This window comes from Furfurilactobacillus milii (assembly GCF_021654115.1).
Lineage (GTDB): Bacteria > Bacillota > Bacilli > Lactobacillales > Lactobacillaceae > Furfurilactobacillus > Furfurilactobacillus milii.
Genome location: NZ_JAIWJF010000002.1, coordinates 111,746 through 134,281, shown reverse-complemented (window position 1 = coordinate 134,281; position 22,536 = coordinate 111,746). Strand labels below are relative to the sequence as shown.

Here is a 22,536-nt window from a genome sequence, read left to right as displayed (position 1 = left end):
GTGGCCCAGCCGTAAAGATCGGTCACTTCTTAGGGATTTTTGGGTAATCAACCATTCACCTCACCACAAACCCAGCTTAGCATGACTAGGAGCAAGCAACAAGCAAAGTCCCCTAGATTCAAGCTTTTTTCTGGAGTTCGAACCGAGTCTTGCCGTCACGCAAACGCGCTACAAGTTCATATTGTGGATCTGGATCAAACAAGCCTAGGTTGACGATTTGACTGCCATCCTCGTCTGTACCGACGCCCTCCAGCCGGTTCATCATGACGTCTTTTAACAAATGGATAACTTCGCGGTGCTTTTGCATTCGTTTGGTGGCAGCGACCAACGTAAAGCCCTCATCCATGTACGCCTTGATTGCGCGAACCTTAAACGCAGTATCGTACGTATATTTACGATTTCCTTCATCCTGATTAACGACGTGAATATAGCCTTTATCCGTCCAGTAACGTAGCTGTGCGGTTGAAACATCTGTCGCGCGAGAGAGGTCACCGATACCAATCAATATATCATCACTATTAATAATGCTTCTCAGCCATTCGGGTGAACCCTCAGTTTGGGGTGTTCTTTCCATATCATTAAACCTCTTATTTCTTGAAACCGTTATCACAAAATCTAACGTTGATGTTATGTTTACTGGAACAATTATATATTTTAAAATAACTTTGTCAACTTACTTGACATGATTATCTCAAAGCATTATATTAACTCTCGTACTTTTTTAAGCAAACTAATTAATCAAACGAAAGAAGGACTCCTTATGTCAGAAGCTGTCGACACAAATGGCAAACCTTATAACCGTGGACTGATGGTTATGGTTTTGCTGATTGGCACATTCTGTACCGTTTTGAACCAGACGATTTTGACGACCGCTTTCCCTACATTAATGAAAGCCTTCGATATTTCCACCTCTACGGTTCAATGGTTAACCACTGGATTTTTAATGGTTAACGGGATCATGATTCCTATTTCTGCTTACTTATCCAACCGATTCAATTCAAAATGGCTCTATATTGGCGCCATGACGATTTTTGAAATTGGCACAATCATGGCCTACATCGCACCTAATTACGGCACCTTACTTGCTGGACGTTTAGTTCAAGCGATTGGTGTTGGGGTTACCATGCCATTATTGCAAACGTTAATGTTGACGATTTTCCCAGCCAGTTCTCGTGGTGCTGCCATGGGACTGGCCGGTATCGTTATCGGTGTTGCACCTGCTATTGGACCAACACTTTCTGGGTGGGTCATCGATAAGTTCCAGTGGCGTGACTTGTTTGGCATGATCATTCCAATCGTCGCCCTAGTTATCATCTTAGCGTTCTTCTTTATGAAGTCCGTTATTGAAACCTCTAAACCAAAACTTGATTGGCTTTCGGCTAGTTTATCTACCATTGGTTTTGGTTCCTTGCTTTACGGATTCTCCTCCGTCGGTGACGATGGCTGGACATCCACTAAAGTGCTATCCTTCCTCGCAGTCGGTGTTGTTGTCATTGCACTATTCATTTGGCGTCAACTCACTATGAAGAACCCATTCTTACAATTACGTGTTTTCAAATCCTTTGAATTCACCATTGCCGCAGTTTTGAGTTCCGTTGTTACAATTGCGATGACTGGTGTTGAACTAGTTCTGCCACTATATCTGCAAATTGTTCATGGTATGAGTGCCTTCCATTCTGGATTAACACTCCTGCCTGGGGCTTTAATGATGGCTGTTATGAGTCCGATTACTGGTCAAACATTTGACCGGATCGGTGCTCGGCGGATGGCTGTTGCTGGGATGTTCCTCTTAACAGCCGGAACTTTGCCATTTGTTATGATTACCAAGAGCACGCCTGTCATTTATGTTACCTTCTTATATGCCGTGCGGATGTTTGGGATTTCAATGGTAATGATGCCTGTAACAACTGCCGGCATGAACGCCCTGTCCTTTGACATGATTTCCCATGGGACTGCCGTTAATAACACCACACGTCAGGTGGCCACTTCAATTGGTTCAGCGATTTTAGTTTCCGTTTTATCAAACGTTACGAAGAACGCTATGCCAGCACACCACGTGTTGACACAAACGCCATTAGCATACAAAGTTCGTGCCATCAACGCCACAATGAGTGGTTATCATGCAACATTCTGGGTTGCTGTCGGCTTCTGTATCGTTGGTTTCCTGTTAGCCTTCTTCTTAAAGGGTGCTAATCACTCTAATGCTACCGTTACCAGCGATGATCTAAAAGCTGCATCAGAACCCGCTAATAATGGAGGTGAAGCCTAATGATTCTAGCTACACTTGTCATTGGTGCCATTGCCCTGTTCATTTGCTTCGTCTACATTAATAACCGGACTTGGCAAATCATCGGTACCTTACTATCAATCATCGTGCTATGTGGCTCACTCTTTATGATCACAGCCAACGACCACAGTCACTTTGGGATGCACAAAGTCACCACAACGACGACTAAACAGATTTATTCTGCTAGTGGCAGTAGCGCTAACGGTGTCAATATGGTACTCTACCAAAACGTTGGGACTAAAGGCACTGAAAACGTTCAAATTTATGCGACCAAGGCTAACCAAAAGAAGCCTGGTCACACACAGGCCGATGAATTTACCACTAACACAATTAAAAAGGCTAGCGGTAATAAGGCAACGTTAAAAACATCAGAAACGCGTTGGGAATATAAGAGCCACACTGCTAAAGTCTGGTTCGGCATTGCCAAAGAAAACCATAAACTGACAAAACGGACAAATACGTTCTATCTGCCAAGTTCATGGTTGCATCTCTCAACTAGCCAAGCAAAGAAGTTGCAAGGCCAGATGGCTAAGATGCAAACACCTCAGGCCAAGGCTCAAATGAAACAACAAGCTGAAGCCTATGTTAAAGCTAAGATGCAAGCGGCCGTTACTAAGAATCCAAAGCTTGCAATGGATCAAGCAGCTCAAGCAAAACTGACTAAACAATACGCGGCTGAATTTCAATCTCAGTTGATTAAAAAAGCAGTCGCATCAGTTAAGTGATTTTTTTGAGAGTAAGTAACTAATATGTATCTAAAACGACTCACGCCCAAACGGGCGTGAGTCGTTTTAGTCGTCATTCATAAAGCAGGATGAGCTTTGAACAACCAACTATATTATCGTGCGGAAACGTTCTCATTAAGTGTGTGCAACCGTGTATTAATTAGGCTGGCATACGTATCAACGACCGTTTCAGGCGTGAAACCAAAGTGTTTAATGACTTCACTCCCCTTGCCGCTTAGACCAAAGGTATCGATACCAATTACCTTACCGTCTAAACCGACATATTTACCCCAGTCACTCGTGCTTCCCATTTCAATAGACACCCGATTACGGACGTCACGTGGCAAAACTTCATCCTTATAGTCTTGCGGTTGAGCATCAAACAAATCCATACTTGGCATCGAGACCACAGATACGTCCTCGCCACGTTCCCACAGTTTCTGCTGTGCAGTCAAGGCCAATTGAACCTCTGAACCGCTGGCAATTAAAATACCATCTGGTTTGAGGCCCTTTTGTGCGGAAATAACGTAAGCCCCCCGGCTCACACCTTCCGGATGCGCCTTGGCACCAGTCAAGACTGGCAATGTTTGTCGTGTCATAATTAGCACAGTTGGGTGGTCATGCGCTCCCATCGCCTGTTGCCAAGCAGCAATCGTTTCGTTTGCATCAGCTGGACGAATAACAGATAGCCCTGGCATGGCCCTCATGCTGGCGAGTTGTTCAATCGGTTCATGAGTTGGACCGTCCTCGCCAACCGCCACGGAGTCATGGGTGAACACATACGTAACGGGTAGCTTCTGTAAGGCAGCCAACCGCATGGCACCACGCATATAATCTGAAAATACCATAAACGTACTGCCGTATACACGTGAACCACCATGCAAGGCAATTCCGTTCATCGCACAACCTTCAGCGAACTCACGGACACCAAACCACAGATTTCGGTTGACCGCGCTATCCACGTCAAAACGCCCATTATCCTTAATATTCGTTTTGTTTGAAGAAAACAGGTCGGCTGAGCCACCCCACAATGAGTGTTCCCGTTTACTCAATGTTTGCAAAACCTTGGCACTAGTCAAACGAGTTGCTTCGGCATCGCCAAGCTCATACTGGTCAGTTAAATCACTTAAGTCCACGCTCTTCATTTGACGAACATCGTCGGCAAAGTAAGCTGCAAGCTCAGGATACTGAGTCGCATAACTTTCCATCATGTGATTCCAGTCTTCCTCTGCTTTATGCCCGCGACGTTGAATGGTCCGGTAAAAGCGATCGTACACTTCGCCCGGAACATAGAACGGTGCATAAGGCCATTGATAATTTTCCTTGGCAACGCGCAAGTCGGCCGCGCTTAATGGCGCACCGTGAACTGCATGGGTGCCTTGCTTTGGTGCACCATAGCCAATCGTCGTTTTGACCTCAATAATGGTTGGCTTGGTTTGATCCATCTGCGCCGTTTTAATTGCCTTGTCGATGCTGTTCAAATCATTACCATCGTCAACCCGCCGATAGGACCAGCCGTAACTTTCAAACCGTTTCTGAATGTTCTCAGCAAAAGCGTTGCTCAGTGGGCCATCCAAAGACACGTCGTTAGAATCATAGAGTACAATCAGTTTGCCTAATTTCAGACGACCAGCTAGACTAGCTGCTTCATGGGAAATACCTTCCATGAGATCACCGTCACCAACGAGCGTGTATGTATAGTGATCAACAACTTTAAACCCAGGACGGTTATACATTGCGCCTAAGTGCCGCTCTGCCATCGCCATCCCAACGGACATTCCTAAGCCTTGGCCCAATGGTCCGGTTGTTGCCTCGACACCATCAGTCCAGCCATATTCTGGGTGCCCAGGAGTCTTGCTACCCATTTGACGAAAATGCTTAAGGTCTGTGATGGAAACTTGATAGCCACTCAAATGCAGCAGACTGTACAGCATCGCTGATCCATGACCAGCTGATAGCACAAAGCGATCACGGTTAAACCAATGTGAATCTTTAGGGTTAACCGTCATATTTCGAGTCCACAGTGCGTACGCCATCGGAGCTGCGCCCATTGGCAGACCAGGATGGCCAGATTGTGCCTTATCGATTGCATCCAAGCTTAATGTCCGTACACTATTTACTGCTAATTGGTCGATTGAATCAAACATATTTATCATCCTTTTTCATAACCATTTAATAGACACGTCTGTTTTTCTTTCTTTGGTCTATGTTTGTCACAATACCGATTTCAATTTTAAACGGCAAGAATAAAATGATGATAAAAGTGGCATTATGATTAAAAAATGATTAATATACACATTTAAAATCAGTGTCACTGTCAGTAACAGTAAGGTGTTAAACGATTGGTCTAGATTTTGACATTCGTTTGCATTTTTTAATTATTTTATTGTTTTTCAAACTCACAAAGTTGCTTAAATTAGTCCTTTTATATAAATTGGTATAGCTTATATAGCCGAATGTTTTCAACATTAATACCTTGGCTTTCATTTTTGGACCTATTTTTGAACAATTCCTTTCATACGAAATAAAAAAGCATCCTCCAATTTGAAGGATGCTTTTTAGTACCTAAAGTAAATGCATACAAGTGCACCTCTATAACCTAGCAATCACTATAACTTCTGATTTTCATTTTTTTGTTGCGCCTCAATTTCTTGGCGATTCTTCTTCGTCAAGAAATAAAACGGAACAGCAACTAATAACGCACCAAGACCCCAAAATAGGTTAATCGGTTTGGCCTGTGCCAGTAACCAGCATGAAACTAAAATTGCAATAACCGGAATCACTGGACCAAATGGTACTTTAAAAGAACGTGGTTGATCTGGTCGAGTCCTCCTGAATACTAAGACAGCAATGATCGTTGGCACATACTGAGCAAACCGTGACACAACAGAAATGGCAGCCAAAGTGCTAAACGTTCCTGTCAGTGCAAGAGGCAACGCTAAAGCAACTGAAATAATCACAGCCACATATGGCACCCCGCGACGATTAACGCGACCAACAATCTTTGGCATGACACCATTGTCAGCCATTGCTTGGCCACTACGAGGAACGGTAAAGGATTGGGCAACGGAAATCCCCGTAATGGAAATAATCGTCCCCGCACCGATAATGTACTTCCCGACTGGTCCAATAATTTGAGTTAACGCCTCCTGCATTGGCGCCGTCGTTGTTGCTAGCTTAGTCCCTAAGACTCCGATTGACACCGTTTGAATGAGAAAGTACAACAATGCCACTATCCCCATCACCGTAATAATCGCACGCGGCACATCGTGTTGAGGATTTTTCATGTCCTCAGCAGCAATCACAATGGCCTCAAAACCGGTAAAAGCGTAAAACATGACGATGGCTGCCTGACCGAATGAACCTGCTACATAATGGCCATGTGGGAAAAACGGTGTGAAATTGCCAGCATGAAGGAAGAATAGCCCAATGGCAACAAACAGCACTAATGGAATAATTTTCGCAACAGTGACCACATTGTTCAACCATTTCGTCACGCTCACACCGAGAATATTGATTACACCCAGTCCGACTAGCAACACTGTAATAATCGTGGCATGCCAAACGGGTTTAGCCAATACAGGCCAAAAAGCACCCAGAGCTGTCGCCAGCCCAGCGGCCATCGTGGCCCAGGCAATAATACTAATGACCCAAATAATGAAGCCAACTTCGTAGCCAACAAAGTCACCAAACGCTGCCTTGGCATACACATAAGGCCCACCATTCTGTTTGAACAAACTGGCATCCTCAGCAAAGCACAATGCAATACTAATAACCAAAAACATGTCAAAGACAAACACCAGTAGACTGGCCGGCCCAATGAGTTTCATCGCCGTATTGGGCAACAAGAAAATACCTGATCCGACAATGGCGTTGATCCCGAATAATACAATACTTAAAAAGCCAAAACGACCTTTCATTCACCACTACCTCCTCACGTCAATCAAATAAATATGTAAAAAAGATTAATGCTTATTATAGTACATTCAATACGTATCGTATTGTTCACTTTAATAAACAGCACTATTTTATCAACAACACCTGTTAGTTTATGCCCTTCGACTTACTGTAAAGCAATGATAAATTTAGGATTTTTGGGCAAAAAAAATCATCCACTTTAAAGTGGATGATTGATTATCAAAAATAATTTTCGGCGTCAGCCGGGGTTGTCTACCACCAACCCTGAGACTGCCAAGCGGCTTGGGCGCCAGCCCATGAACCGTAACGTGAAACTGCGTATTGTGTTGCAACAGCTTCTTGATGTTGTGGTGATAAGTCGCCACCTAATTTGTCCATACTCAATTGGTACTTACCGTAGTATTGACCGTTTTGAGCAGTGTATGAACCGCCTGATTCACGAGCAGCAATCCATGCTTGAGCTGATGAGTCACCAGTAGAAGCGGCAGGTGCAGCTGCTTGTTGTTGAACAGGAGCAGCTTGTTGTGCAGGTTGTGCCTGAACAGTTTGCTGTTGTGCAGGTTGTGCTGCTTGTTGTGCTGGAGCAGCTTGTTGTTGAACAGGAGCAGCCTGTTGTGCAGGTTGTGCTGCTTGAGTACTTTGCGTACCGTTAGCACCAGGAATATCTAATGATTGGTCAACAAAGATTAAGTTACCACCGTTTTGTAAGTGGTTAGCGTTAACGATTGCATCAACAGTAGTGTTGTTAGCAGAAGCTAATTTTGAAACAGTGTCACCGCTCTTAACAGTAACAGTGGTGTCGGCATTTGCAACAACAGTACCAATTGAAAGTAACGCACCGGCACTAACAGTAGAAAGCATTAATTGTTTGATCTTCATATAGTAAGTTTCACTCCTAATTTTGTATGGTGAGCTCTTTTTCACTCACGCTGGCTAATAGATAAATCTTACGCGATGATTCGCTTGTGTTGTTTATTAACAACTCAACGATGACTACTATACAGCGTGTAAATAACAGAGAAATACCGTCAGCATTACAAATTTAGGCGTTTTTGTCATAAAACTCGAAATCTGAAATATATTGTAATATTTAAGGATGTTTCTTATTGAGCCATAAAACCGTTTATTTGCAATCCACTCGTCTCAATTCAACGGACAATTTGCGCTTAAACCGTTGTATGTTTGCGAAAAACAAGGTCGGTAAGTCCTAGACAAAGAGCAAGCAGAATCCCCATTAAAACGAAGGTTCCATCTCCCAGCCAGTCAATAACAAAACCGAAAATAAAATTGCCTAGTGGGTGCATGAAATCTACAGAGATAAACCAAATACCAAACACACGGCCCAAATAAGCCACATCAGTTACATTTTGCACTAGCGTAAACAAACCTACCCCAATTCTTGAGATCAAGAATCCGTACAATCCAGTCATCGCCAGTAGTACTGGATACGGCCGCCAAAAACCAGCAATCAGCATAACAACGGCCAGTAGATAAATGTCACGTTCAATCTGAGGTAACGCACGGGCACTGCGAGCTCGTACCAAACTCAAACCGCCCAGCATGCCACCAATGGCCATTACAGCCATCAAATAACTATAAAGGTGTTCGTTACCACCAAAGTAATGTTTCACATCATATGGAAGCAACAAATTAAATGCTGCATAAAAAATATTCACAACACTGTCGATGACAACCATTTTGACCAGCACGGGCTTACCCATGACATACTTAAAACCGTCTTGTAGACTTGTCCAAATAGACAGTCGACCACTCTTACTGGGTTGATACCGATACCGAATCCCCAGTAGCAACGCAATCGACAATAGGAATGAAAAAGCATTAATTAATAGAAATTCTCGAAAGTTAATCCATGAAACGGCTAGTAACGCGCCGCCAAGCAATGGTGCAAAAATGTCTGCCAAACTAAGCGACGTATTTGAAATCGCATTAAATCGTTGTAGCGCCGAATCTTGAATGAGTTCTGGCACCATTGCCTTTGCTGCAGGAAAGTTGAAACCCAATCCAATATCTAAAATAGCCGTCAATAAAACCAGTTGATAGAAAATCGGATGATTGACATCTACAATCAGGGCCATTAACAAACAAGCAACAAAACTAATAATATCTGACCACAACATGACTCGTTTACGATTCACGCTATCGACAAGTGGTCCTGCCAGCACATCGGCAGCAACCAATACGAGACCGCCGATTCCCTGAACCACCCCTAAGATAGACGCCGTTCCAGTTGCTTTCACAATGAACCAGTTCAAGCCAAAAATATAAAGGGCGTCGCCGAGCCGTGAAATAAACGGGCTTAAGAAAAGCGGCCAACTAAATTTACGTTTTTGATTAAGTGGTGCGTTTTGTGCCATCGATTCTCTCCCCCGTTTCACAGAATGTCAATCCATCATAACAGATTGCTTCTATAAATAGATAATTATTTCAATAATGGAGCTAAATTTCGTTATTGCCAACCTCTCTGCAAAGAAAAACATCCCAGTCCTTATCGACTAGGATGTTAATCGTATTTTGATTAAAGATGTAATGAGATAGAATATGCCGTTTCGCTGACCAGAAACGCCGATCCGTGAGGACCAGTCTCAGCCTCCTGAAGCCCGGAGTCTTCAACTTTGATTATGAGCCGAAGTTCACGTCTCATAAGTCATCCCGCAACACTAAGCGGCCAAGGCCTTTCCACTAAGTGTTGCCGACACGGGCCTCTGTTTCCGGTCAGCTCCACTTGTACATTGATAATTAATCGTTTCCGACCTCTCATGTCATCGAAAGTTTGTCCACTATATCAGCTGGAGGGCGGCAACAGTGATACCGAGTCGTGAAGGTGCTGTTAATTCGAGTGGTCCTATCGAATTTACAGCACGGACGGTCGCAGAGACTCAGCTTTTACGAGGCTCTGCGGCGAGGTGAAAGACCGTGAACTTCGGGCTTGAACCGGTCCCACGACGAGCGTGTCACTGTTGACAACCGTAAGCGCAACGTTAGATTCAGATGCTTAGTACTGACGCAAATAAACGGCATCGATAGCGTGATGCTGACGCTTGTGCAGAATGACATTGGCACGATTACGAGTAGGCAAGATATATTCGTTTAAATTACGCAGATCCACAGCATCCCATACTTGGCGTGCATACAAAAACGCATCTTCACGGGACCCCGTGGCTAGTTCATGATAATAATTCGTCTTATCGTTAAACGCCGAATCCAGCAAAATGCTGAACCGTTCCAAGAACCAGTGCTCAATTAACTTTGGCTCAGCATCGACGTAAATCGAGAAGTCAAAGAAGTCACTAACGAATATTTCTGCCTGTGATGGTAACTGCAGAACATTGATTCCTTCGACAATTAAGATATCTGGTTGATCTATCTCATCGTACTCATCAGGAATTACATCATAAACTTGATGTGAATATCGTGGTGCTTTGACGTTTGGTCGTGATTGCTTTACGTCGTTTAAAAATTGAATTAGCCGCGGCATATCATAGCTGTCGGGAAAGCCCTTGTCGTCACTAATGCCCTTTTCTTCCAGTACATTATTGGGATATAAAAAGCCATCCGTGGTGATTTGCTGAACCTTCAATTGTGCATACAAATGTTTCAACATCAGCGCTAACAAACGCGCAGTGGTTGACTTCCCCACTGCCACAGATCCTGCAATACCTATTAAAAATGGCACATGTCGACGCGGCACCTTCAAAAAATCGCTACGAGCATTATTGGCCAACTGAAATTCATGGTATTTAAGGAGAATATAGTGCACCAACGGCATGTAAATTTCCTTTACATCCGCTAGTGAAATTCGGTCGTTCAGAGACCGAATCTGATCCAAATCTGCTTCTGTTAATGGAACTGCCTCTGCATCAAATAAATCCCGCCACCGGTCACGCTCAAAACGATCATAGTTGCCTAATTTGTCTGCCATAACTCATCCACCATGTTTTCTTCAAAAATCCCTTAAAGTATAGCATAGCTCAATCTGTGATACCGGAATTGAACACAGATACTCCGAAATTTCAGCGAAAACGTTACTATTGCACTTCCATTACCTATTCACGCACGTATAAATCTGAATCCACGTGATCCATCAACGGCGTCAGTTCACCGTTTGCCAAAATTGTGAGCTGGTGCATCGCACGTGAACAAATCGTGTACAGCAATTGCCGTTCACTTTCATCGTGATAAACGGCTTTCGAGGCATCCCAAACGATGATGGCATCGAACTCAAGTCCCTTAGCCAAGTACGCAGGGATAATCAGTGTGCCGGGCACTAACCGCTGATTTTCAGTCCGAATTAATGTAGCATGGACACCATCAGCTTTGAGGCGATCGGCAACAGCCTCACACTCCGCCAGTGTTTTGCCGATGATAGCAGTCGTTTCATCTGCTTTATCATTGACTGCTAACTGTTGTTCCAAACGTTGATACAAGGCTTCTCTGTCATTGGCGACTAATACGGCTGGCCTGTCGCCATTACGATCAAAGGCCGTAATTTGTTCACCATCAACCAAAAGGTCCTTCGTAAAGTCAGTGATTTGTTGTGTAGACCGGTACGATTTCGTCAGTTGAACGACCCGAGTTTTATCTGGATCAAACATCGTGGACAGTTCGCCCAGAAGCGTTCGACTGTTTTCTTGCGTAAAGATTGCCTGATTTAAGTCACCAAGCAAAGTGAACCGTGCACGAGGAAAACTAAACTTTAAAAAGGCCAATTGAAAGGCCGAATAATCTTGAACTTCATCGATAAAGACAAAACGGATTTCCTTTTCACCTTTTTTACCCGTCATTAAATCATACAAGTAAAGGTAAGCTGACGTATCCGCCAATGACAAGCGGTGGTCACGGTAACCATCCAATGTTGCGTCAACACCGGCCTGCCACTGTTCCGTAGTCACATCGTGTTTGCTAAGCTCAATCAGATTAGGCACATGCCGTAAGAAATGAGCATACTGAGCATTAATGTTTAAGTAACGACTACGTACGATGGCAAGCTGAACTGGCTTGTAGGCTTGCATCACGATCTGACGAGCCAGGAAACGATACTCCTTATCCTGACTGTCAAACTCACGCGGTTGATCGCCAAACATCGTGTCAACCTGCTCTTTCGTTAAGTTTTGAACGGTTTCTTCAACCCACTTATCGTGCAAAGAAGAACTGATGCGCCGGTTCAACATCTTGATCAACTCTTCCCGAGTCGCAGATAATCGATTACCTAAATGATAGTTTTCATTAAATGAATAGTAAATTTCGGCAATCTTTTCCTTACTAATAAATACTTGATCCTGAAACTTAATGTCCCGGAACCGCATGTCAGCCTGTTCAAGGTGGTTGGCATAGCGCGTAATCACGTCAAAGTACGCCAAGCTACCTTTCAAGGCATTGACCGTCTTGAATTTAGTATCAGTGGTGGCATCAAAACGTTGTTGCAACGTTTCAACCTGGATTTTTGGCAAACGCCGATTAGTGTATTGCAGATAAGTCATCTGCACCATGTTTTGTTCGCCCAATTCAGGCAACACCTGGTTAATATAGTCGTTAAAAAGTTGGTTTGGTGAGAACAAGACCACTTGTCCAGACGTTAAGTTACCGCGGTATCGATACAATAGCCATGCCACTCGTTGTAAGACAGCAGCCGTCTTACCGGACCCAGCAGCCCCCTGAACAAATAACAGGTCAGATTGCGTATCTCGGATAATTTGGTTTTGTTCCTTCTGAATGGTAGTGACAATGCTCTTCATCTTGGTGTTGGATGAGTTGCCCAACGCTTCCATAAGCATTTGATCGCCGACCACTTCATCTGTATCAAAGACAGTGAGAATGACGCCGTCTTTGATTTGGAACTGACGTTTTAACTTAACATCAACGGTTTGCGGCCCATCCGGCGTTTGGTACGTGATGTCGCCAAGACCACCGTCATAATAGATAGAAGAAATTGGCGCCCGCCAGTCATAAACCAAGAAATGATCTGGTGAGTCGGCAAACGAACCCAACCCAATATAAATTGTCTCAGGACCGCGAGTACCCTCTTCCTGAAAGTCAATGCGGGCAAAATATGGGGTGCGTTCCAATTTTTGTAACACATCAAGTCGTTGAGTAGCGTGTTGCCAGCTATTTTGCCGTTCATCAAGCATTTGTTGCTGTGCACGCAACGACATGGCAGTGTCGGTCATCCCCTCGTAGCTACCAGTATTGAGGTGAACCTCACCAAACGCCCGCTCAATTTCCTTTGTATCACGCGAGGCAGTTTGAATATCCTGTTTGGCCACAACTTCAGCCTGTTTGACTTTTTTAACGACAGCATCTAAATGTTTTTGCTCTTGCTGCTTTACTGTTTCCGTCAACTGGTTTGCCCCCGTTTTTTGGCCGTTATTATGCGACCATTCTCATCAATAAACTCAAAAATTGTACTAAATATTATAGCGCATTTTCACAGTTGGTGACAAATTCTACTCACCATTCGAGTCATAAAACGTCTAATTTCTAGCAAACCTGTATTACATCTGATTGCAAATCCGCTTACTGCCGTTCCGCTGATTTGAAACGCCGTTCCCTGGGACCAGGTTCAACTCGCGCAGACCGCGATTTTCACCTTTGATTATGAGCCGAAAAACACGTCTCATAAGTCATCCTGTAACACTAAACGGCCCACCCCGCCGCTAAGTGTTACCGACACGGAACTCTGTTTCCAATCAGCTCCACTCCCGCAGTAACTAATGAAACTTTGAGTAACATTTGGGTGCACTGCTATGTTTTCGATTAGACGTTTGAAACTTGCCACTCTATCAGCTGGAGGGCGTCAACAGTGATACCGAGTCGTGAAAGTGATGTTAATTCGGGATGGTTTAACCGAATTTACACCACGGACAGTCGCAAAGGCTCCGATTTTCAGGAGGCTTGAACCGGTCCCACGGCGAGCGTGTCACTGTTGACAACCGGAAGCGAAAATTGCCATTGCACTATTTTCAATCACACTTTGCCCTAACTCATAAGTTTTCTCAAAGCTGAGTGATTAGTTTCGCTATTCATCGTTCAGTTGCTTACACTGTAGGTAAAAATGGGAGGTCGCCTATGGATCAGCTGATTCACATCTTGAGCCATTTACAGGATTATATTCTGCCCTTGTTCTCGTGGATGGGCAACTGGAGCTACGTGACCTTGTTTCTATTGATTTTTGCTGAAACTGGTTTGGTTGTCTTCCCGTGGTTGCCGGGTGAATCATTGATTTTTGTGACGAGTGCTATCGCGGCGGCCACCCAATCCAGTTTGGACATCAAAGTTCTGGTTCCCATCTTCTTCTTTGCCGCCGTTCTCGGTGACACTCTGAACTTTCGAATCGGCATGTGGTTGATGCACTTTAAGTTTATTAATCGACGTCTTCATGGTGGTCTAAAACGTGGCGAGGCATTTTTCAAACGTTATGGTGGCCGAGCAGTGATCTTTGGTCGGTTTGTGCCACTGATTCGAACTTTCGTCCCACTTTTGGCGGGCACGACAAAAATGAGTGAACGTCGTTTTGCCGTCCTCAACGTTATTGGTGTCGCCCTGTGGGTCACAGTCGGTAGCGTTTTAGGTTATTACTTTGGCCGTTTGCCATTCGTAAAATCACACTTTGCCCTCATTTTCCTCGGTGTGGCAGTAATTGGTATCTTGCCAGGGTTCATTGTTGGTGCGACGCGCTACCTTCGCCGTCACAGTAATCATTTTTATGAACCATAACGTGGTCTCATCTCAAACGTTGATATGCTATGATAGAACCATCATAAATTGTGGAGGTTCTCATGTCATTTAACGTTTACATGGTTCGTCATGGTCAAACTTATTTAAACTTGTATCATCGGATGCAAGGCTGGTCAGACGCACCGCTTACTGAAAAAGGCCAGAATGACGGCAAACATGCCGGTCAGTTACTGAGCCATGTTAAGTTTGACGCTGCATATTCTAGTGATTTGGCTCGGGCACAAACTACAGGCCGACTGATCCTGGCCGAAAACCCTAGCACCCTCACCGAACCAGTCGCCCGCAAAGAATTCCGCGAAGAATTCTTCGGCTATTGGGAAGGCTATGACGACATGTTAATGTGGCATCAGATTGGCTCTCCTAAAGGTGGTAACACCTATAATGAGTTGGTCGAAAAGTTTGGCCTGCAAGAAACAACAGACTTAGTTGCCAATGCGGATCAGTATCACGACGCCGAAACGTACGCGCAATTGTGGGAACGGATCCAAGCTGGAATGCAGTTGTTACGGGATAACGCCAAGGACGGCGATAACATTTTGCTAGTCACCCACGGCACATACCTGCGCCACATCATGGATCATTACTCTGACACAATTGGTGCCTTCCCTGGCCCACGAAATGGCAGTGTTACCAAACTGGTTGTAGACGATGATAATGTGAAAGTGCTGTATACCGACCGATTAGATAATATTGAATAACTTTAATGTTAAAAAGCACGATCAACGAAATTCCCAAAAATTTCGTTGATTGTGCTTTTTCGATACGACTAATATACAATTATTTGCCTAATAATTCCTTTAATTCCGCAATCCGTTTGTCCAACACGGCAAACGCATCGTCCAGGTACTGACCTGATGTTACATCCACGCCCGCCTGTTTAATCAAATCAATTGGGGCTTGCGAACTGCCGGCCTTAAGAAAAGCCTTATATTGTTCTAATGCGCCGGGAACTTTGCGATAGATGCGATCGGCGAGTATCGTCGAAATCGCCATTGAAGTCGCGTACTGGTAAACATAGTAGTTCATGTAAAAATGTGGAATTCCTGCCCACGATGGACTCATTTTACTTGTTGTGGAAAGAGCCGGGCCATCATATTGACGATCCAATTCGCCATACAATTCGCCTAATCTGTCTGCGGTCAGCGGTTCACCGTCTTCAACAGTTTCGTAACACTGGTGTTCAAATTCAGCATACATAGCTTGCGTGTTAACCGTACCAATAAACGTTTCAATTGAAGTCTGCAGTAAATAGGCTTTCATTGCTTTATTGTCTGCATACTTGTCTAACATATAAGCCATCAGCAGATTTTCATTAGTTGTTGATGCAATTTCGGCTGTAAAAATAGGATAATCTGTATTCTGCACTGCTTGAAATTGGTCTGTAAGGTATGATTGCATAGCGTGGCCTGACTCATGTGCCAGAGTAGTTAAACCATCATAATTATCTGACCAGTTTAATAACACATATGGGTGAACCCCATACACATCAATCTGGTAGCCGCCAGAATATTTACCGACATTTTCGGCAGCGTCAATCCAGCCCTCGCTAAATTCGTGTTTTAAACCCGTTACATAATCGTCACCGAGGATCTTCAAGGCATCCAAAACAATCGACTTAGATTCTGAAAAAGTAAACTTTAACTTGGATCCTCCTACCAGAGGTACCCGAGTATCGTAACCATACATTTGATTCAAACCCATGACATCTTTGCGTAATTGCATATAACGATGCTGACCGTCCAAATGATTGTGAACGGTTGTCACCAATGTGTCATAAACGCTTTCTGGAATTTCATTTTGGAATAATTCACCTTCACGCGCTGTTTTAAAGTTATGCAATTGATTTTTGACGATCACCCCATTCATATGTGCCGTCAACGTTGCAGCAAAGGTATGTTGTAAGTTTTTATAAGCGGTTTTGAAATTTTCTGATACCTGTTTACGCAATCCCCTATTTGTCGAATTCATGAATTCTGAATATCTAGCAGGCGTTAACTCAACTATGTCGCCATTCTCGTCTTTCACTTCACCAAACTTAATATCCGCATCATTTAAATTAGAATATATATTTTCTGAGCTATTGAAGACAGTGTCACTTTTAGCGAGAATCTTTTCTTGTTCTGTAGGTAGAATGTGATCACGATTTCGTAAAAAATTGACTTCAATATAACGTTTATATTCTTCTAATCTAGGCTCATCAGATAATAATTTTTTAAATTCGTCTGACGTGATGCGAGTTACCTCAACATTTAGAAATGCTGTTGCTGCACCGAATGCACTAAAAAGTCCCTGTCCTTCTGTCAACAGCTTGGTTCCCTGTGGATTCGTTGTATCGCTATGATCACGAGTCATACAGTAAACATAGAGTCGTTTTAGTTCGTTATCTAGTGCAACGCCATCGCTAAAGGTTTTGTACAGGCTTTCTGCTGAATCCGCCACATGCCCTTCATGTTCCCCAAAACTCTTTAGTTTTTCTTTGAAGGCAGCCGCAGCCTGTTCAAATGCATCGTCACTCGAATATAAATCTTTCAAATTCCATTTCAATTCATCAGGCACTTCAGTCCGTGTTGCTAATTTTTCTGTCATTTTTATGTATCCCCTTTGCCTTGTATGTTTGTATCCTATCAGCTAGACAAAAGACATTGCTGATTTTTTTCATAAGTGAAAAAAATACCAGTTCAAAGTTAATGAACTGGCATTTCAATTAACAATAAGGTTACTTACCAAGCACTTCTTTTAATTCCGCAATCCTTTTGTCCAACACGGCAAATGCATCGTCTAGGTATTGTCGAGAGGTGACGTCCACCCCCGCTTGTTTGATCAGCTCAATTGGTGCTTGTGAGCCACCAGCTTTGAGGAATGTCTTGTATTGGTTCAACGTACCAGGCACCTTGCGGTAAATTCGGTCCGCAATGGTCGTGGAGATGGCCATCGATGTCGCGTATTGGTAAACGTAGTAGTTGTAATAGAAATGCGGCACGCCGGCCCAGCCTGTATTCTTCTCATCTTCAAAGGTAACAGCCGGACCGTTGTATTGTTCGCCTAATTTAGCATACATCGTACTCAAATAATCGGAAGTTAACGCTTCGTCACTTTCAACTTTTTCATAGGCTTGATGCTCAAATTCTGCAAATAAAGTTTGCAAATTAACCGTGCCGATAAATGTTTGGATGGATTGTTGTAATAAGTACGCCTTAACTTCCTTGTTATCTGCATACTTATCTAACATGTAGTCCATCAACAAGTTTTCGTTGGTTGTCGAAGCAATTTCCGCCGTGAAGATTGGATAGTCTGCATCCTGAAGGGGCTGTGTTGCATCAGTAAAGTAAGATTGCATCGCATGTCCAGACTCATGAGCCAACGTGGTTAGACCATAATAATTGTCCGACCAGTTCAGCAAGATATACGGGTGAACATCGTAAACCTCGCTCTCATAACCGCCGGAACGTTTGCCAACATTTTCGGCTGCATCGATCCAGCTACCGGAAAATTCAGCCCTCAAACCATCCAAATAATCATCACCAAGCACCTTCAATGCATCCAGTACGATGGCCTTAGACTCGTCAAACGTAAATTTCAATTTGGGGTCGCCCAGTAAAGGCGCAGAACGATCGTAATTGTACATTGGCTTTAATCCCAGCACATCTTGACGTAACTGCATGTAATCATGTTCGCCCTGCAAATGATCATGCACGGTCGCTACTAACGTGTCATAGACGCTTTCTGGGATTTCATTATCGAACAATTCCCCTTCTCGCGCTGTCGTAAAATGATGGGCACGGTTCTTAAGAACCGTCCCTTCCATGTGAGTCGACAGGGTTGTGGCAAACGTATGTTGAAGCCCATCATACGCCTTTTTAATCAAGTGACTTGTCCGTTTGCGTAAATCGCGGTTGGTTGACTGCATAAATTCACTGACTTTAGCATCTGTTAATTCAACCGTTTCGCCATTTTCATCCTCAATGTCGCCATACTTCATATCGCCATCATTTAACATGGAGAAGATGTTTTCAGCACCCTCAAACACCTTGCTGCTTTGCGCTAACAATTTTTCTTCAGCTAATGGCAGCACATGTCCCTGATTACGTAAAAAGTTCAACTCCAGATAACGCCGATAGTCCTTTAAACGAGGTTCATCTTTTAGATACTGGTCAAACTTTTCTTTGGACAGCGCTGTGATTTCAGTCGTTAAAAAGCTGCGGGCCGTTTGCGTTTGCGCGTAAAGCGACTGCGCCTGACCAGCTAGTTTGGTACCAACCGGATCCGTCGTGTCACTATCATTACGGGCGTTAGCATAAAAGTAAATTCGCCTTAGCACACCAGATAAGCTTACCGCTTCACTGGCTGTTTCATAAAGCGTTTGCGCACTCTCCGTCACGTGCCCTTCACGTTTGCTAAACTCAGCTAATTGCTGCTTATACGCTGTAACAGCTTTTTCAAATGCGTCATCACTTGGATATAAATCCTTCAAATTCCATTTCAATTCATCCGGGACTTCCGCCCGCGTTGCTAACTTCTTTGCCATATGTAGATCCCCCTAATATAGTTATTAGTATAACAGTTTTTCACATTTTTCTTTAACCGTTTTATTATTTGTTTTGTGATTTAACGATTGTTATCAAATGGTAATCGTTTGATTCGAATGATTGTGTTATTAATGAAATAAGTCAATAAATTAGGAGTTCTCCATGAAAACGGTCATTAACGACACCACGATTCATTATGAAGTGAATGGTTCCGGCACACCGATGCTGATTATTCACGGACTAGCGCAAAATATTGATAGTATGCAAATTCCGCTCATGCCTGTGCTGGCAGCGGCTAATATCCAACAAATCTACGTCGAATTACCCGGCATGGGCGAATCTTCGGCTAACATTGGTGTCGCCAGCAGTGATGCCATATTGGCATTATTAGAAACTTTCGTTAATCAAATCATCGGCGACCAACCGTTTTATGTTGTCGGTCACTCATATGGCGGATATCTCGCTTTGGGGTTGATCCATGACTGGCCCACCCGCATCCTCGGTGCTTTTCTCACTTGTCCTGTAACGGTTGCGGATGCACCAGATCGCCACGTTGGCCATCATTATGTTGCCGTCCAAACGGATTTCCCAGTGAAATATAATCAAGATGCATTTGCTGCATTTAAGGATATGAACGTTAACCTAAACGCTGATGCTTGGAACGCCTATCAACAACAAGTACTGCCGGGTCTGCAACAAGCTAATCACGATTTTATCGCTTTGTTACGGAAACATTATCAATTTTCGTTTGAAAGTAGCCTCATGCAAACTCCGTTTAAAGGTCCGGTAACTTTATTGTTAGGCCGCCAAGATAGCACAGTCGGGTTCCAAGATCAGCTACCCTTACTCAACAGTTTTTCTCGGTTAACTGTTGGTCTGATTGATCACGCCGGTCATAATTTGCTTCAGGATCAGCCACGACTGTTTGACGACTACTGGCGTCACTTTCTTACTTCCATTAATGAATCCGCATTTAAAACTAATCAAGAATAAAATGAGACAAAAAATTAGCAGTGACGTTTTATCCACGTCGCTGCTAATTTATTTTTATCGATTTTGTTCAGTTGTATAGCGTGGTGCACTGAGCAACGGCTGCCCACCAACGGATTTACGTTGGCCTGCTTGTGACAAAGCAGATTCTAACGCTGCCAGTTTAGGATCGCGGTGGACATGCGTTAAGTCTTCTGTAGGAGCTTCTCCGCTCCCTTGCACAAAGCGACGTGCAACATTATTAATACTCGATGTTAATTGCTTAACATCACCATCGCGACGAGATGGTTCAAACGTCACAAGGTCACGTACCATTTTGCCCAGCAACTCATCATTATCAATGTGTTGCGCCAAGTAAGAAATTACATCATTCATCTGTTTGCACCTCACTTATCAACTAGAATGTGACAAACATCATAAAGCTAACTTGCGCTGATGTCAACGGGTTAACTTATTAAAAATAAGTTATGAATTCAAGCTCTGCATTTTGTTAGACCCGATACCGTTACGCGTAATTGAAACGCCGTTCCATGGGACCAGGTTCAACCCGCACGAATCACGGTTTTCACTCTCGATTATGAACTGAAAACCACATCTCATAAGTCGTCCTGCAACACTAAGCGGCTAAGTTCCCGCCGCCAAGTGTTGCCGACACGGAACTCTGTTTCAATTCCACTCCACTCTCTAATGTGAAATTCTCCGGTAGCGACGGCAATCAGGTCTCTTTGAAATTCACCAAATTAAATGCAATGTTGCCAACCACTCCTAATATTAGCTGGAGGGCGACAACAGTGATACCAAGTCATGAAAGTAACGTTAATTCGGTGATTTATCCGAATTTAGGTTACGGACGGTCGCAAAGACTCGGATTTTCACGAGGCTTTGCGGCGAGGTGAAAGACGGTGCACCTTCCGGCTTGAACCGGTCCCACGACGAGTGTGTCACTGTTGACAACCGCAAGCGGAATCACACCTATCTATTTGAACAAAATCTAAGCGAACTCAAACCAGTTTATCCAACTTCAACAGGTTTTTCGATTATGCGAATAATCTGATCAAACGCCTGCTCAGTTTCAGGAATTGGGAGCCCGAAGAAATCGTGAACCATATAAGGATACTCAAAGAAATTCAAGTGAATGCCGGCTGCCTTCGCCTTATCACGGAACTTAACAGCATCTGGATACAGAATTTCTCGGGTCCCAACGAATAATGCAATGTGACCAAGATTACTGATGTCGCCATACAAAGGACTAACACGCCAATCTGTGGTATCCGTATTTCTGGCGTAGTAGTGCCCCATCATCACTTGCAGTGAATAGCGATCCAAGATTGGATCCGCTGCCTCATAGTGGCCGATTTCTTCGTTTGTTAACCCGACATCTAACACTGGTGATAAGGCGATGATATCCTTCGGCTGTGGCAAATCAACCGTCTTTAAATATTCGGCCAACGTCAGTGCGAGACCACCGCCAGCAGAATTCCCGAGTAAAATGATTTTATCGGGCGCCGTCGTCTCAAGCACTTGACGGTAAACCTTTTCCAACATGTTCAACACGTCTTTAAAATCATGCGCCGGTGCTAATGGATAAATTGGCATTAACACCGTTGCAGAAATCGTGTCCGCCAGTTTGCGTGCCAAACGGACCTGCATCCCCAGCGGCTGATTCCAGAAACAACCGCCATGCAGGTAAATTACCGTGTACCGTTGATCGCCGTATTTACCGTGTAACTCATAGGTATTATCGTAACTGGTTGGGACCTGAACGTCATATTGACGTGACAATCGCGCGTCCATCGACCATGGCTGTTCATTTTTGTGCAAATAATAGTCGTAGGTTACGAGGTTTTCCATATGTTTGTATGGACTGAACATTCGTTTAGGCTGTAATCGCAAGAGATTTTCCAACACCTTGCTACTAACGCTCCGTTTTTCAACATACTTAGCCTGCACAGTTACAGCTGCAGCACACACTAAGCCTGCCGTTGCTAGAATATGTTTCATTTTCATCACGTGTAACCTCCATCGTGTCATTGCCAAACTGCGGCATCACTCTTTTACAATCTTACAACGAAAATGCAGATTTTGCCCTCAAAACGTCATATCGGCTTTAATTTAGTCATTAATAAATTTGTTACTAAATTTTGAGGTAGCGTTAAGGTCCCACCGTTATTCTATTAAACATAGACAACGACAAGTTGCCTATCACCCCTAATAGTACTCAACAGTACAACTCCTGAATCAAATACCCCGTTGAAGCGTCCACCTGTTATGGCTAGCAGAGTGGACGCTTTGTTTTGTACTCAAACTTGTGCATTGCTACTTTTTTCGTTTTGCTGGA

At 43.8% G+C, this 22,536-nt stretch carries 16 protein-coding genes; 5 read left to right on the top strand and 11 right to left on the bottom strand.

The genetic code is table 11. From position 1 onward, the window contains the following. Positions 1-118: 118 nt before the first annotated feature. Positions 119-574, bottom strand: a complete 456-nt coding sequence (locus tag LDK34_RS03010; protein WP_178942962.1) for a MerR family transcriptional regulator — start codon at positions 572-574, stop codon at positions 119-121. A 186-nt stretch (positions 575-760) separates the two neighbouring features. On the opposite strand from LDK34_RS03010, the gene LDK34_RS03005 reads away from it, so the two are divergent. Together LDK34_RS03005 and LDK34_RS03000 are read left to right on the top strand one after the other, a co-directional pair. After that, positions 761-2,269, top strand: coding sequence for an MDR family MFS transporter (locus tag LDK34_RS03005; protein WP_178942963.1), 1,509 nt, complete (start codon positions 761-763; stop codon positions 2,267-2,269). Beyond that, complete coding sequence (locus tag LDK34_RS03000) at positions 2,269-3,012, top strand: DUF4811 domain-containing protein (protein WP_236941470.1); 744 nt, start codon at positions 2,269-2,271, stop codon at positions 3,010-3,012. Before LDK34_RS03005 ends, LDK34_RS03000 begins: the two co-directional genes overlap by 1 nt. A gap of 113 nt (positions 3,013-3,125) precedes the next feature. Here LDK34_RS03000 and tkt read toward each other — a convergent pair whose 3' ends face one another. From tkt to helD, 6 genes are all read right to left on the bottom strand, one after another. Continuing rightward, on the bottom strand, positions 3,126-5,159 hold the full coding sequence (tkt, locus tag LDK34_RS02995) for a transketolase (RefSeq protein ID WP_178942965.1): 2,034 nt from the start codon (positions 5,157-5,159) through the stop codon (positions 3,126-3,128). Between the two features lie 462 nt (positions 5,160-5,621). Further along, a complete protein-coding gene (locus LDK34_RS02990) occupies positions 5,622-6,932 on the bottom strand; it encodes an APC family permease (RefSeq protein ID WP_178942966.1) in 1,311 nt (436 codons plus the stop codon). 250 nt (positions 6,933-7,182) lie between these two features. After that, positions 7,183-7,809, bottom strand: coding sequence for an aggregation-promoting factor (gene apf / locus LDK34_RS02985; RefSeq protein ID WP_178942967.1), 627 nt, complete (start codon positions 7,807-7,809; stop codon positions 7,183-7,185). 287 nt (positions 7,810-8,096) lie between these two features. Continuing rightward, on the bottom strand, positions 8,097-9,305 hold the full coding sequence (locus LDK34_RS02980) for an MFS transporter (RefSeq protein WP_178942968.1): 1,209 nt from the start codon (positions 9,303-9,305) through the stop codon (positions 8,097-8,099). A gap of 638 nt (positions 9,306-9,943) precedes the next feature. Continuing rightward, positions 9,944-10,870, bottom strand: a complete 927-nt coding sequence (gene coaA, locus LDK34_RS02975; protein WP_161001777.1) for a type I pantothenate kinase — start codon at positions 10,868-10,870, stop codon at positions 9,944-9,946. A gap of 124 nt (positions 10,871-10,994) precedes the next feature. Continuing rightward, positions 10,995-13,286 (bottom strand): RNA polymerase recycling motor HelD, encoded by a 2,292-nt coding sequence (gene helD, locus LDK34_RS02970; RefSeq protein ID WP_178942969.1) that lies wholly within the window; start codon positions 13,284-13,286, stop codon positions 10,995-10,997. Between the two features lie 727 nt (positions 13,287-14,013). On the opposite strand from helD, the gene LDK34_RS02965 reads away from it, so the two are divergent. Both LDK34_RS02965 and LDK34_RS02960 read left to right on the top strand, forming a co-directional pair. After that, a complete protein-coding gene (locus tag LDK34_RS02965) occupies positions 14,014-14,661 on the top strand; it encodes a VTT domain-containing protein (RefSeq protein ID WP_017260970.1) in 648 nt (215 codons plus the stop codon). Between the two features lie 62 nt (positions 14,662-14,723). After that, complete coding sequence (locus LDK34_RS02960; protein WP_178942971.1) at positions 14,724-15,380, top strand: histidine phosphatase family protein; 657 nt, start codon at positions 14,724-14,726, stop codon at positions 15,378-15,380. Positions 15,381-15,459: 79 nt separating this feature from the next. Here the strand turns inward: LDK34_RS02960 and pepF (LDK34_RS02955) are convergent, their stop codons facing one another. Beyond that, positions 15,460-17,268: an oligoendopeptidase F gene (pepF, locus tag LDK34_RS02955; RefSeq protein ID WP_236941469.1), complete on the bottom strand. Its 1,809-nt coding sequence runs from the start codon at positions 17,266-17,268 to the stop codon at positions 15,460-15,462. Positions 17,269-17,398: 130 nt separating this feature from the next. Further along, positions 17,399-19,207 (bottom strand): oligoendopeptidase F, encoded by a 1,809-nt coding sequence (gene pepF / locus LDK34_RS02950; RefSeq protein ID WP_178943550.1) that lies wholly within the window; start codon positions 19,205-19,207, stop codon positions 17,399-17,401. 163 nt (positions 19,208-19,370) lie between these two features. On the opposite strand from pepF (LDK34_RS02950), the gene LDK34_RS02945 reads away from it, so the two are divergent. Then, positions 19,371-20,201: an alpha/beta fold hydrolase gene (locus tag LDK34_RS02945; protein WP_236941468.1), complete on the top strand. Its 831-nt coding sequence runs from the start codon at positions 19,371-19,373 to the stop codon at positions 20,199-20,201. Between the two features lie 54 nt (positions 20,202-20,255). Here the strand turns inward: LDK34_RS02945 and LDK34_RS02940 are convergent, their stop codons facing one another. Beyond that, entirely contained in the window at positions 20,256-20,573 is a 318-nt protein-coding gene (locus LDK34_RS02940; protein ID WP_178942976.1) for a hypothetical protein, read from the bottom strand. 636 nt (positions 20,574-21,209) lie between these two features. Next, positions 21,210-22,205: an alpha/beta fold hydrolase gene (locus LDK34_RS02935; RefSeq protein WP_178942977.1), complete on the bottom strand. Its 996-nt coding sequence runs from the start codon at positions 22,203-22,205 to the stop codon at positions 21,210-21,212. Positions 22,206-22,536 lie beyond the last annotated feature (331 nt).